12 protein-coding genes are annotated in these 12,611 nt (G+C 69.3%); 4 read left to right on the top strand and 8 right to left on the bottom strand.

Annotated features, from left to right (window positions below; genetic code table 11):
- From FXO23_RS35360 to FXO23_RS35330, 7 genes are all read right to left on the bottom strand, one after another.
- A partial coding sequence (locus tag FXO23_RS35360) for an ATP-binding protein (protein ID WP_484476997.1) occupies positions 1 to 920 on the bottom strand: 920 nt, incomplete at its 3' end.
- The gene (gene carA / locus FXO23_RS35355) at positions 913 to 2,055 is read right to left on the bottom strand and encodes a glutamine-hydrolyzing carbamoyl-phosphate synthase small subunit (protein WP_158890422.1); all 1,143 of its coding nucleotides are present in this window, start codon (positions 2,053 to 2,055) and stop codon (positions 913 to 915) included. The genes carA and FXO23_RS35360, both read right to left, overlap by 8 nt.
- A 128-nt stretch (positions 2,056 to 2,183) precedes the next feature.
- Entirely contained in the window at positions 2,184 to 2,348 is a 165-nt protein-coding gene (locus FXO23_RS35350; RefSeq protein ID WP_158890420.1) for a hypothetical protein, read from the bottom strand.
- 16 nt (positions 2,349 to 2,364) lie between these two features.
- The gene (locus FXO23_RS35345) at positions 2,365 to 2,580 is read right to left on the bottom strand and encodes a hypothetical protein (protein WP_158890418.1); all 216 of its coding nucleotides are present in this window, start codon (positions 2,578 to 2,580) and stop codon (positions 2,365 to 2,367) included.
- Between the two features lie 139 nt (positions 2,581 to 2,719).
- Positions 2,720 to 2,884: a hypothetical protein gene (locus tag FXO23_RS35340; RefSeq protein ID WP_158890416.1), complete on the bottom strand. Its 165-nt coding sequence runs from the start codon at positions 2,882 to 2,884 to the stop codon at positions 2,720 to 2,722.
- The gene (locus FXO23_RS35335) at positions 2,881 to 4,113 is read right to left on the bottom strand and encodes a flavin-dependent oxidoreductase (RefSeq protein ID WP_158890414.1); all 1,233 of its coding nucleotides are present in this window, start codon (positions 4,111 to 4,113) and stop codon (positions 2,881 to 2,883) included. The genes FXO23_RS35340 and FXO23_RS35335 overlap by 4 nt, the downstream gene beginning before the upstream one ends.
- Before the next feature lie 40 nt (positions 4,114 to 4,153).
- Positions 4,154 to 5,452 carry an activator-dependent family glycosyltransferase gene (locus FXO23_RS35330; RefSeq protein ID WP_158890412.1) on the bottom strand — a complete coding sequence of 433 codons (1,299 nt, stop codon included), beginning with the start codon at positions 5,450 to 5,452 and terminating at the stop codon, positions 4,154 to 4,156.
- 170 nt (positions 5,453 to 5,622) lie between these two features.
- Here FXO23_RS35330 and rfbA point away from each other — a divergent pair, with 170 nt between their 5' ends.
- On the top strand, positions 5,623 to 6,495 hold the full coding sequence (gene rfbA / locus FXO23_RS35325) for a glucose-1-phosphate thymidylyltransferase RfbA (protein ID WP_158890409.1): 873 nt from the start codon (positions 5,623 to 5,625) through the stop codon (positions 6,493 to 6,495).
- Here rfbA and FXO23_RS35320 read toward each other — a convergent pair whose 3' ends face one another.
- Positions 6,496 to 7,800, bottom strand: coding sequence for a helix-turn-helix transcriptional regulator (locus FXO23_RS35320; RefSeq protein ID WP_158890407.1), 1,305 nt, complete (start codon positions 7,798 to 7,800; stop codon positions 6,496 to 6,498). It lies immediately after the preceding gene.
- 316 nt (positions 7,801 to 8,116) lie between these two features.
- Here FXO23_RS35320 and FXO23_RS35315 point away from each other — a divergent pair, with 316 nt between their 5' ends.
- Genes FXO23_RS35315 through FXO23_RS35305 form a run of 3 tightly spaced genes read left to right on the top strand, consistent with a single transcriptional unit; the run spans position 8,117 to position 12,610 of the window.
- Positions 8,117 to 9,247 (top strand): class I adenylate-forming enzyme family protein, encoded by a 1,131-nt coding sequence (locus FXO23_RS35315; RefSeq protein ID WP_158890405.1) that lies wholly within the window; start codon positions 8,117 to 8,119, stop codon positions 9,245 to 9,247.
- A complete protein-coding gene (locus tag FXO23_RS35310) occupies positions 9,244 to 10,755 on the top strand; it encodes an HAL/PAL/TAL family ammonia-lyase (RefSeq protein ID WP_218952246.1) in 1,512 nt (503 codons plus the stop codon). The genes FXO23_RS35315 and FXO23_RS35310 overlap by 4 nt, the downstream gene beginning before the upstream one ends.
- A 4-nt stretch (positions 10,756 to 10,759) precedes the next feature.
- Positions 10,760 to 12,610 (top strand): ABC transporter ATP-binding protein, encoded by a 1,851-nt coding sequence (locus tag FXO23_RS35305; RefSeq protein WP_246258215.1) that lies wholly within the window; start codon positions 10,760 to 10,762, stop codon positions 12,608 to 12,610.
- The last annotated feature ends 1 nt before the right edge of the window (position 12,611 follow it).

Raw genomic sequence — 12,611 nt, 5'->3', positions numbered from 1 at the left:
TTCATCTCGATCACCACCATCCGGCCATCCACCGGATTGATCGCGAACTGGATGTTGCAACCGCCGGTGTCGACGCCGACCGCGCGGACGACGGCGATCGCCACGTCCCGCATCAGCTGGAATTCCCGGTCGGTCAGGGTCATCGCGGGAGCGACGGTCACCGAATCACCGGTGTGCACCCCCATCGGATCCACGTTCTCGATCGAGCACACCACCACCACGTTGTCGTGGCGATCGCGCATCAGCTCGAGCTCGTACTCCTTCCACCCGAGCACGCTCTCCTCGACGAGCACCTCGCCGATCGCGGAGAGGTGCAGCCCCTTGCGCGCGATCCGGAGCAATTCCTCCTCGGTCCGCGCGAATCCGGAACCGGCGCCGCCCATGGTGAAACTCGGCCGGAGCACCACCGGATACCCGCCGAGCCGGTCGACCGCCGCCCGGCAGTCCGCCAGCGAATGGCAGCTCACCGAAGCCGCGGTGGTGAGGCCGGGGAAGCGGGCGCCGAGTCCCTCCACGATCTTCTTGAACCGGCGACGGTCCTCACCGGACTCGATCGCCTCGAGGCTCGCGCCGATCAGTTCCACGCCGTAGCGGGCCAGCACTCCGTTGCGGGCGAGATCGACGGCGGCGTTCAGCGCGGTCTGCCCGCCCAGCGTCGGCAGCAGGGCGTCCGGCCGTTCCGCCGCGATGATCTTTTCCAGGTATTCCGGGGTGATCGGTTCGAGGTAGGTGGCGTCGGCGAACTCGGGATCGGTCATGATCGTCGCCGGGTTCGAGTTGACCAGGACCACCCGCAGTCCTTCGGACTTGAGCACCCGGCACGCCTGGGTTCCGGAGTAGTCGAATTCGCAGGCCTGCCCGATCACGATCGGCCCGGATCCGATGACCAGGACCGAGGACAGCCCCGGGCGCCTAGGCACGCCCGCCGCCGGTTCCGAGGAGCGACACGAACCGGTCGAACAGATGCGCGGCATCGTGCGGACCGGCCGCGGCCTCCGGGTGGTACTGCACCCCGAACGCGGGAACGTCCAGGCAGCGCAAGCCTTCCACCACGTCGTCGTTGAGGCAGACGTGGCTGACCTCGACCCGGCCGAAGGGCGTCGGCACGATCTCGCCGACCGGCGCGGCCACCGCGAAACCGTGGTTGTGCGCGGTCACCTCGACCCGCCCGGACGCGCGGTCGAGGACGGGCTGGTTCACCCCGCGATGCCCGTAGGCGAGTTTGTAGGTCCGGAAACCCAGTGCCCGGGCGAGGATCTGGTGTCCGAAGCAGATGCCGAAAACCGGGATCCGCCGATCGAGCAACGCGCGGGTGAGCGTCACCGCGTGCTCGGCCGTGGCCGGATCTCCAGGACCGTTGGACAGGAACACCCCGTCCGGGGCCAGCTCGAGGATCTCGTCGATGGTGACCGTGGCCGGGACCACCCGCACCGCCGCACCGCGTTCGGCCAGTTCGCGGGTGATGCTCGTTTTGATCCCCAGATCGACCGCGGCGACCAGGAACTCGCGGGTGCGGGGAGCGGCGGGCACGGTGCGGGTTTCGGCGGTGGTCACCTCGGCGGTCAGATCCGCGCCCGCCATCGGCGGTTGCGCGCGTACCCGCTCGATCAGCGCGCCGGGTCCGGTGAGCGCGGCGCCGGAGGCGATCCCGACCCGCATCGCGCCCCGCTCGCGCAGGTGCCGGGTGATCGCCCGGGTGTCCACCCCGGCGATCCCGACCACACCGGACCGGGCCAGTTCTTCCCCGAGCCCCCGGCGGCTCCGCCAGTTGGACGGGATCCGCGCCGGCTCGCGCACCACGTAACCGGCGACCCAGATTCGCCGCGATTCGGAGTCCTCGTCGTTGATTCCGGTATTGCCCACGTGCGGGGCCGTCATCACCACTACCTGGCGGTGATAACTGGGATCGGTGAGGGCCTCCTGATATCCGGTCATTCCGGTGAAGAACACGCCTTCACCAAATGTTTGGCCGACCGCGCCGAATGATCTGCCGGGGAAGATTCGCCCGTCTTCCAGGACGAGCAGCGCGGAGCCGTATCCGCCCAGGGTTTTCACGGTTGTTCCTCATCCCTCAGATGCAACGCTGCGCAGAATTACGCTTCTCGACCCGGTTGCCGGGATGAGAAGACCGTACAGCGCGGCGCTGCCGAGCGGCAAGAGTAATGGACCGCGACCGGCGGTATTTAGTTCTCCTGATCGGTGCTGTGCAGCTGGATCACGCGCACGATGGCTTCGGTGATGGGAACGTCGATCTCCCGGGCCTCGTGCACCATCGGCTGGACGTAGTCGGCGAAGAAATCCTTGCGCCGCTGTTCCAGCAGTTCGTCTTCGGACGGACGCGAACCCATGCCAGGCACTCCCCGCTCAGCTGCTGCTGGCGCGCTTGCCGATGTTGGCGGCGGTGATCACCACTACGCCGAGGACGGCGAGCACGATGTTCGCGAAGATCTCGTAGCCGTCGAGGAAATCGAGATACCGGACGATTACCCAGAGTTTGAACCAGCCGGTGAATTCGTGAATGATGCCGGCGATGCCGTCGATGACGAGCAGGGTGCCGATCAGCTCGAGCGCTTTCTTCATGTCGTCCAGGCTAGGTCCGCGTGCCGCCCAGCGGATCGATCACGAGTCCGTTTCCGGTTGACGAAGGTCGTCGATGCCGGGGGAGTACCCGTCCGAAGGTGCCGGGCGCACCCCTACTTTGGTAGGCCCCGCGGAACGGCTATTCCTCGTCCTCGAGCGAATGCTGCTGAATCATCTGCATGATGATTTCGGTGACCGGGACGTCGATCTCCCGGGCCTCGGCCACCATCGGCTCGACGAAATGGGCGAAGAAGTCCCGGCGGCGCTGTTCCAGCGCGGACTCGTCCGGCGGATTGTCACTCATACGGAATAACTTGGCCGCTCGTTGAGAAGCGCCGGATCGAATCCGGCGGTTCGCTTGTACCGCAACGCGATCTCCTCCCGTTCGGCCAGGGGAACGACCTGGTCGATGTCGTCGAAGCCGGTCGGGGCCCGTTCGTGGGCCAGTTTCATCACGACCTCGGGACCCATCTGGCGGTTGGCCAGCTGGATCGCGGTGGTGGGCGGGCGGCGCTCGTTCTCGTAGGCGGCCAGGCCCGCGTCCGGATCCGCGTGAGTGGCCAGGGCGTGCGCGAGCACGCGAGCGTCCAGAATGGCCTGCGACGCGCCGTTGGATCCGATCGGGTACATGGCGTGCGCGGCGTCCCCGAGCAGGGTGACCCGGCCGTGTGTCCACCGCGGAAGCGGATCGCGGTCGACCATCGGGTACTCGTAGGCGGTTTGCGCGGCGCCGATGATGCCGGGAACGTCGAGCCAGTCGAAGCGCCAGTCACCGAAGTGCGCCAGGATCTCGGCGACCTCGACCGGTCGGTTCCAGTCACCGCGGCCGACGGCTTCCCGGCCGAGCGGGCGTTCGGCGATCCAGTTGATCAGCACCTGGCCGTCCGCGTCCGGTTCGGAGATCGGGTAGGCGACGAACTTCTCGGTGCCGTCCCCGGCCATGATCATCGACCGGCCGGTGAGGTACGGCTTGCCGACCGTGGTGCCCCGCCAGAGCACCAGGCCGTTCCACGGCGGGGCGCCTTCGTCCGGATGGAGTATCGACCGCACCGTCGAACGGATGCCGTCCGCGGCGATCAGCAGATCGCATTCGAGCCGCTCCTCGCCGAAGGTGGCGACCGCGCCCTCGGCGTTCCCGGAGAAGCCGGTGAGCCGCATCCCGGTGCGCACCGCCTCCGGCCCGAGCCGCTCGCGAACCAGGTCGAGCAGCAGCATCTGCAGCTTTCCGCGGTGAACCGAGTACTGCGGCCAGCGGTAACCCACGGCCACACCACGCGGTTCGGACCAGATCGCCTGGCCGAACCGGTTGAAGTAGGCCAGTTCCGCGGTCGCGACCCCGATCCGGGCGATCCGATCGGCCACTCCCAGTTCGGTCAGTTCCCGGACGGCGTGCGGGAGCAGGTTGATTCCGACCCCGAGCGGCCGGATCTCTTCGGCGGCCTCCGCCACCAGGACGTCCTCGATGCCCGCAGCATGCAGGCTGAGGGCCGTGGCGAGTCCGCCGATCCCACCACCCGCGACGATGACGCGCATAGCTTCCTTTCCCCAGGTTCCGGCATAAGAGGCTAACTCGTCACGGGCGGTATTCGGTGGCGAGTTTCTCGAGTTCGCCGACGAGCGCGGCCGGAGTGGGCAGGCCGAGCAACTCGTCGCGCAGCCGTGCGGCGCCCTCGCGGAACGACGGTTCCGTCAGCAAGCGCACCAGGTTCTCGCGCACCTTCGCGCCGGTCACCTCGCTGTAGTAGATCATCAGGCCCGCCCCCTGGGCGGCGACCCGCCGCGCGAGCGGCGGCGCGTCGTGCTGTTCGGGCAGCGTCAGCTGCGGCACCCCGTTGAGCGCGGTCGTGTTGGCCGTGCCGAAACCGGCGTGGTGGATCACCGCGGAGCAGGTCGGCAGCAGATCGTGCAGCGGGACGAACGCGACCAGCTTCGTGTTGTCCGGCACCCGTTCCAGCTTCTTCTGCTCGTCTTCGGAGACCGTGGCCACGATTTCGACGTCGAGATCGCCCAGCGAATCGAGGATGCCCTGGATGCCGACCGGGTAGCCGCCGAACCGTTCGGTCGCGCAAATCCCGAGGGTGAGGCAGACCCGGGGGCGCTCGGGCTTCTCCCACAGCCATTTCGGCACCACCGCGTCCCCGTTGTAGGGCACGTACCGCAGCGGGACGTAATGCAGGCCGTCGGCTTCCATGCGCAGCGAGTCCGGGAACTGGTCGAGGGTGAACTGCCCGGTGGTCAGGTCCTCGGAGAATTCCACCCCGAACTTGGCCGCCTGCGCGCCCAGCCATTCGGCCAGCGCGTCCCCGCGGTCGGATTCCGGCTGCCGGTCGGCCAAGCGCAGGAAGTGTTCGCGCGTCCGGCCGAAGATGTCCAGGCACCACAGCATCCGCGCGTGGGCGGCACCGCAGGCCTTGGCCGCGATCGGGCCGGCGTAGGTCGCGGGTTCCCAGATCACCAGGTCCGGCTGCCAGCTCCGGGCGAACGTGACCAGGTCCTCGACCATCGGATCGTTGATCATCTTGTACCAGGACGGCACGACCTTGTCGTAACCGTCCTTGAGGTACTCCCACGTGATGTTCTCCGTCGGCTCCTCGGCCACGTCGAACGGCGGCAGTTCCACCCCGCGGATCTTCTTGTAGGCGGTGGGATTCGCCTCGGCGAACCGGGGCGTGAGGAAGCGTTTCGAGCTGCGCCACAGGTTGTGGTCCTGGCCGACCGGCACCGCGGTCAGGCCGGTGCGGGTGATGACCTCGGTCAGTTCGGGCTGGCTCGCCACGCGCACCTCGTGCCCGGCGGTACGCAGCGCCCACGCCAGCGGCACCATGGCGTGGAAATGGGTTTTCTCCGAGTACGTGGCGAACAGAACGCGCATTCCTTTTCCCTCCGCAGCAGGGATGTCCACCCCAGAAAAGCCGTGCCAGGCGAGGCTAGCGAAGCGAACCGCACCGAGCCAAGCCCGTGGACTAGGGGTTTCCTCCCGGAGTCCGGGTGCGCTTTATTCGGCCCATAAACGACTGCGTCCCCGGAAGAATGGATGATGCCATGAAGGGAATCGTGCTCGCCGGTGGAAGCGGGACCCGGATGTATCCGGTGACCTTGGCGACGTCGAAGCAGCTGCTCCCGGTGTACGACAAGCCGATGGTGTACTACCCGTTGTCCGTGCTCATGCTCGCGGACGTCCGGGACATCCTGATGATCTCGACCCCGGCCAGCGTCCCGGCGATCCGCGCGCTGTTCGGGGACGGCGCGCATCTGGGGCTCAACATCACCTACGCCGAACAGCCCGAACCCCGCGGGATCGCCGACGCGTTCCGGGTCGGTGCGGACCACGTCGGCAACGACGACTCGGCGCTCATCCTCGGCGACAACATCTTCCACGGCACCGGATTCGGGAATCTGCTGCGCCGCGGCCGGTCCGAACTGGACGGTTGCACGCTGTTCGGCTACCCGGTCTCGGACCCGGAGCGGTACGGCATCGGCGAACTGAACGACCAGGGCCAGCTGGTCTCCATCGAGGAGAAACCGTTGCGGCCGCGGTCGAACAACGCGATCACCGGCCTGTACTTCTACGATTCGGACGTCGTGGAGATGGCTCGCGACCTGGAGCCGTCGGCGCGCGGGGAACTGGAGATCACCGACATCAACCGGATGTACCTGAAGGACGGCCGGGCGAAGCTGGAGACCCTTGGGCGCGGGTTCACCTGGCTCGACGCCGGTACGCACCGCTCGCTGCTGGAGGCCAGCCAGTACGTCCAGGTGCTGGAGCACCGGCAGGGGGTGCGGGTCGCCTGCGTCGAGGAGATCGCGCTGCGGATGGGGTTCATCAGCGCGGACGAATGTCATGCGCTGGGGGAGAAGATGTCGAATTCGGACTACGGCCGCTATGTCATGGACGTGGCCAAGTCGCTGGCGTAGTCAGCCGCGGTCGGAGGTTTCCACCAGCAACCGCTCGGCGAGTTTGGCGCGGCCGTTGACGCGGAGCTTGCGGTAGGTGCGGGTCAGGTGCTGCTCCACCGTGCTGACGGTGATGTGCAGTTCGCCCGCGATCTCGCGGTTGGAGTACCCCAGGGTCGCCAGGGACGCGACCCGGAGCTCGGCGTCGCTGAGGGCATAACTCGGGTCGGCGACCAGGGAATTCGCCGGGCGTGCGGCCGGGGCCACCGGCTCGGCGGGCACGACCGCCGGTTCCGGCGCCGCCTGGAGCAGGTCCGCCGCACGGCGTTCCCATTCGTCGCGCCGCTGGGGGTCCATGCCGCCGAGCGCGGCGAGCCGGGCGGCCGGATGCCGGAACCGGCCGGAATCGAGCAGCGCCGCGTTCAGCACGGTGAGCGCGTTCGCGGTGGCGGCGCGGGTGGTTCCGAGCAACCGGGCCACCAGGTCGGGGGAACCGTGCTCGCCGAGGACCGCGATCGCCTGTGCGACCGCGAGTTCGGTCGACTCGAGCCGGTTCAGGCAGGCCAGCACGGCCCGCGCGAACGCCGCACCGGGGGTCAGCGCGCCCCGGTAGTCCTCGAGCAGGGCCTGGACCAGCAGTGGGATACCGCCGGAAAGGGCGTGGCAGTCGGCGGCGACGTGGAACGCGGCGTGGGTGTCCAAACGCGACGCGAGGATGCGGGTGACCTCCCGGGGGAGCAGCGGGGTCAGCGCCACCCGGTGGCAGTGCGGGCGGCGGCCGGGGTCGAGGTCGATGAGCTGGTGCACCCGCCGCGGCCGGTCCGGTTCGGTGACCACCGCGAGCACGCGGGAGGAGCCCGCCCCGCGGACGAAATACCGCAGGCAGCACAGCGAGGCGCGGTCGGCCAGGTGCAGATCCGCGACGCCGATCAGGACCGGCCGCTGCCCGGCCATCCGCTTCAGCAGTTCCCACAGGCTCTGCGCGATCCGGAGTTGCACCGCGTCGGCGGTGTCCGGACCGGCCAGTGCCGCCCGCCGCGTGCCCTCGTCGAGCAGCCGGATCAGCCGCACCTGGAGTTCCGGGGAGAGGGGAGCGCGGCGGAACAGTTGCCGGAGCACGCCCAGCGGCGTCTCGCGCTGGGCGGATGTCCCGCGCGCGATCAGCGTGCTGGCCCCGGACCTGCGGGCCCGGGCGGCGAAGGCGTGCAGCAGTTCGGTCTTCCCGGTCGCCACCGGGCCGGTGATCACCGCGGCGCCGCCCTTGCCGCGGGCGCACCGGGTGAACAGTTCCCACAGGAAAGACAGTTCCGCGTCTCTGTCCAACATGACTGACCGATTCCTCAATAAGAGAAGTGCGACTTCGGGCCCCAATTCGGCGCGTGTCCGCGTGGGTGATCGTCCCGCCGGCGAGACAGCGTGCCCGGGAAGCCGGGCCCGGACGTCCTTTCCTACCACTCTTCACCGGGTTCGTGGTACCTGTGGTCCGCGGCGGCTCCGGCGGACAACGGTTACGTTGATTTTCCCGATGCCGACTGGATAGCGTGACCAATGCGATTACCGGGCGGCGACAATGCCTGCTTAAGTTCACATGCGGTTTGGTGTCAAGACGCATGGGCCTTCGTATTGATTTAAGGAGTCCGCTGTGATCTACCCCGAGATCGCGCCGGAGGAGCTGCTCGCCGAGGGCTTCGACGCGCCGCGGATCACGGAACAGCCCTGGCTCGTGCGCTGGGACGAAGTGGACGGCGACATCGCCGAGGTGGTGCTCAAGAACCTGCCCCCCACGGTGGAGTTCCACACCTCGGGCAGCACCGGGCCGAGCCGGAGCTGGTCGCGTACCCGGGAATACCTGTGGGCCGAGGCGGGTATGCTCGCCGGCCTGCTCCGGCCGCAGCGGCCGGAGGCGGTCATGGCGTTCGTGCATCCGTCGCATCTGTACGGCGCGCTGTCGAGCGTGCTGGTGCCGGCCCAGCTCGGGGTTCCGGTCTGGTACCGGCCGTCGTTCGCCGGGATGATGCCGCCGAAGGAGCACAGCCGGTGGGTCGTCACGGCGATCCCGTGGATCTTCTCCCTGCTGCGCCGGAACATCGACTGGGTGCGGCAGATGGACCAGATCAGCGTCCTGCACGCGAGCGGCATGGTCCCGTCGGCGGCCGGGTACTTCCTGGAGGAGGCCGAGGGCCGGGCCCAGGTCGTCGAGGTCTTCGGCTCCACCGAATCCGGCGGGGTCGCGACCCGGAACTGGTCGTCGGGCGAACCGCCGCCGTGGGAGCTGTTCAGCGACGTGTCCTTCGCCCGGCCACCGTCCGAAGAGGACGGAACGCTCGGCGTCGAGGTCCCGCTGGCGGTACGCAGCCCGCGGATCGCGTTCCAGGAGGACGGCAAGCCGCCGCGGAGCTGGGAACTGGACGACTACGTCGAAATGCTCGACGACCGCCGGTTCCGGTTCACCGGGCGGCGCAGCCGGTTGGTCAACGTCAACGGCCGCCGCCTGCACCTGGACGAGCTGGAGGACGCGCTGCGATCCATTTTGGACTGCGCGGACCTGGCGCTCCGGCCGGTCGCCGACGACATGATCGGCGAGCACGTCGAGCTGCTCGTCGTGTTGAAACCCGGTACGACCCTGGCCGACCTCGATCTGAACGCGGCGATCGACCGACTGACCGTCCGCCCCCGGCAGGTGCACGTGGTCGACCGCATCGACCGCACCGAGATCGGCAAGCTCCGCCGCGTACAGGAATCCGTAACCACCGATGCAGGAGCCGACACGTGACACTCTCCGCCGAGATCCAGAGCGAGTTCTCCCTCGCCGACATCGTCCGCAACGCGGGCTGGGACTCCGTTCTCGCTCCGTGCAGCGACGAGGACATCGCCCGCATGGAGGCCAGCGCGGCCACGGTGGCCAAGAAACTCGCCGCCGACGAGCCGATCTACGGCCTCACCCAGGGATTCGGCCCGCTCGTGCTGTTCGAGGCGGAGTCCGAAATGGAGCAGGGCAAGAGCCTGATCTCCCATCTGGGCACCGGTCAGGGCGCGCCGCTGGCGCCCGAGGTGTGCCGCCTGGTCGTCTGGCTGCGGCTGAACAGCATGCGCAAGGGATATTCCGCGGTCTCGCCGGACTTCTGGCAGAGCCTCGCCGACCTGTGGAACCGCGGGTTCACCCCGGCGATTCCGCGCCACGGCACGGTGAGCGCGAGCGGTGACCTGCAACCGCTGGCCCACGCCGCACTGGGCTTCACCGGTTTCGGCGACGCCTGGGTCCGCGGCGGCGACGGCGCGTGGACGACCAAACCCGCCGCCGAGGCGCTGCGGGACCTCGGCGCCGAACCGTTCGAATGGCCGGTGCGGGAGGCGCTCGCCTTCGTCAACGGGACGGGTGTCGGCCTGGCCCTGTCCATCCTCAACCAGCAGTCCGCACTCCGGCTGACCCGCGCGGTCGCGGCGCTGACCGGCCGGTTCGCGCAGCTGATCAAGGCCAACCCCGAGCACTACCAGCCCGGGCTCGGCATCGCCCGGGGCCAGCTCGGCCAGCTCACCGCGGCCCGCTGGATCCGCGAGGAACTGTCCGCGAACGCCGAACGCGGCGGCGACCGGCCGCTGCAGGAGCCGTACAGCCTGCGCTGCGGGCCCCAGGTGCTCGGCGCCGTGCTCGACCAGCTGCTGCACGCGGGCGAGGTCCTGCAGCGCGAGGCGGGTGGCGTCACCGACAACCCGATCACCTTCGAGGGCGAGATCCTGCACGGCGGCAACTTCCACGCCATGCCGGTCGGCTTCGCCTCCGACCAGACCGGCCTGGCCGTGCAGATGGCCGCCTACCTCGCCGAACGCCAGCTCGGCCTGCTGGTCAGCCCGACCACCAACGGCGACCTGCCCCCGATGCTGACCCCGCGGCCCGGCCGAGGCTGCGGCCTGGCCGGGGTGCAGATCTCGGCGACCTCGTTCATCTCGCGGATCCGGCAACTGGTGTACCCGGCTTCGCTCACCACGCTGCCGACCAACGGCTGGAACCAGGACCACGTCCCGATGGCGCTCAACGGCGCCAACTCGGTCGCCGAAGCGCTCGACCTGGCCTGGCTGGCGGTCGGTTCGCTGGCGGTCGGCCTGGCGCAGTTCGCCACCATGGTCGACCACCCGGCCGACGAGAGCGGGCCGTGGGCGGAACTGGCCGAGATCTCGCCGCCGCTGGACGAGGACCGCCCGATGGCCGCCGAGGTGCGCGCCGCGCGGGACCTGATCTCCGAGCACGCGGCCCGGTTGCTCGCCGAAGACGTGGACGCCTAGAGCTGTGGCGGAAGAAGTAGTCGCGGAGGAAGCGCGCCCGTCGATGCTCGAGGCGTCGGCGTGGCGCGACATGCTCGGCTTCCTGCGCCCGCACCGCGGGCTGGTGGCCGTCGGCGCGGTGCTGACCCTGGTCGGCGGGCTGATCGGGCTCACCCAGCCGGTGATGGCCAAGTGGATCGTGGACGCGCTGGAACAGAACCGCACGGTGCTCGGGCCCTTGGTCCTGCTCACCGTCGCGGTGGTGTTCGGGTCCGGGATCGCCGCGGTCGGTTACTACCTGCTCGGCCGGGTCGCCGAATCGGTCGTGCTCAAGTCCCGGCGCGAACTGGTCGCCCACGTGCTGCGCCTGCGGATGCCGGAGACGACCCGGTTCCAGCCGGGCGACCTGATGTCCCGGGTCACCGTCGACACGACCCTGCTGCGCGAGGCGGTCAGCCAGACGCTGATCGACGCGCTCAAGGGCATCATGATGCTGCTGGTCATCGTGGTGATGATGTGGCTGATGGACCCGGTGCTGCTGCTGGTCACCCTCGGCGTGCTGGTGGTCGCGGCCGCGCTGATCGGCCTGGTCGTCCCGTTCTTCCAGCGCTACAGCGGGAAGATGCAGGCGGCGATCGCGGAGATCAACACCGTGCTGGAGCGCACGTTCGGGGCGTTCCGCACGATCAAGGCGTCCGGTTCGGAGCCGCAGGAGGCCGCCCGGATCGGCAAGGCCACGCACACGGCGTGGCGCTACGGCCTGAAACTGGCGCGCCTCGGCGGGGTGGTGAGCGCGGGCGCCATGCTCTCCATCCACCTGTCCTTCCTGGTCGTGCTCGGTGTCGGCGGAGCCCGGGTCGCGTCCGGGGCGATCCCGATCGGCACCCTGATCGCGTTCCTGCTGTACCTGTTCTCGCTGATCGAACCGGTGGCCGGGCTGATCACCGCGGCTTCCACGTTCGGCACCGGGGTCGCCGCGGTGCGCCGGATGCGGGACGTGCACGAGCTGGAGATCGAGGAGGTCGGCGACCTCGACGTGGATCCCGACGCGGAACCGCGTTCGCAGCTCGCGCTCGCGGACCCGGGCGAGCCCGCGTCGATCGCTTTCCGGAACGTGTTCTTCAGCTATCCCGGCGAGCAGAGCCCGACCGTGCACCACGGGGTCGACTTCGAGATCCCGGCCCGCGGCATGACCGCGATCGTCGGCCCGTCCGGGGCCGGGAAGTCCACGGTGTTCTCGCTCATCGAACGCTTCTACGAACCGGACAGCGGCACGATCACCGTCGACGGGCGGGACATCCGGGACTGGCCGCTCGCCGAACTGCGGGCCACCATCGGGTACGTCGAACAGGACGCCCCGGTGCTCGCCGGAACGCTGCGGGAGAACCTGCTCATCGGGATCCCCGACGCCGGTGACGAGCAGATCCGGGACGTGCTGCGGCGCACCCGGCTCGCCGCGCTCGTGGACCGGTTGCCCGGCGGTGTGGAAAGCCAGGTCGGGCACCGGGGGAGCAGCCTGTCCGGCGGGGAACGGCAGCGGATCGCGATCGCCCGCGCGCTGCTGCGGCGACCCCGGCTGCTGCTCCTGGACGAGGCGACCTCGCAGCTGGACGCGGTGAACGAGGCCGCGCTGCGCGAGGTGGTCGCCGAGGTGGCCCGGGACTACACCGTGCTGGTGGTGGCGCACCGGCTGTCCACGGTCACCCAGGCCGACCGGATCCTGGTGATGGACGCGGGCCGGGTCCGCGCGATGGGCTCGCACACCGAACTCGTCGAGACCGACGACCTGTACCGGGAGCTCGCCGCCACCCAGCTGCTCGTCTCCGGCGACGGGGTCGTGGGCGCGGGCAACGGTCATCCGGTCCGGAAAGGATAGT

This window comes from Amycolatopsis anabasis (assembly GCF_009765355.1).
Lineage (GTDB): Bacteria > Actinomycetota > Actinomycetes > Mycobacteriales > Pseudonocardiaceae > Amycolatopsis > Amycolatopsis anabasis.
This window is presented reverse-complemented; position numbering and strand designations above follow the sequence as displayed.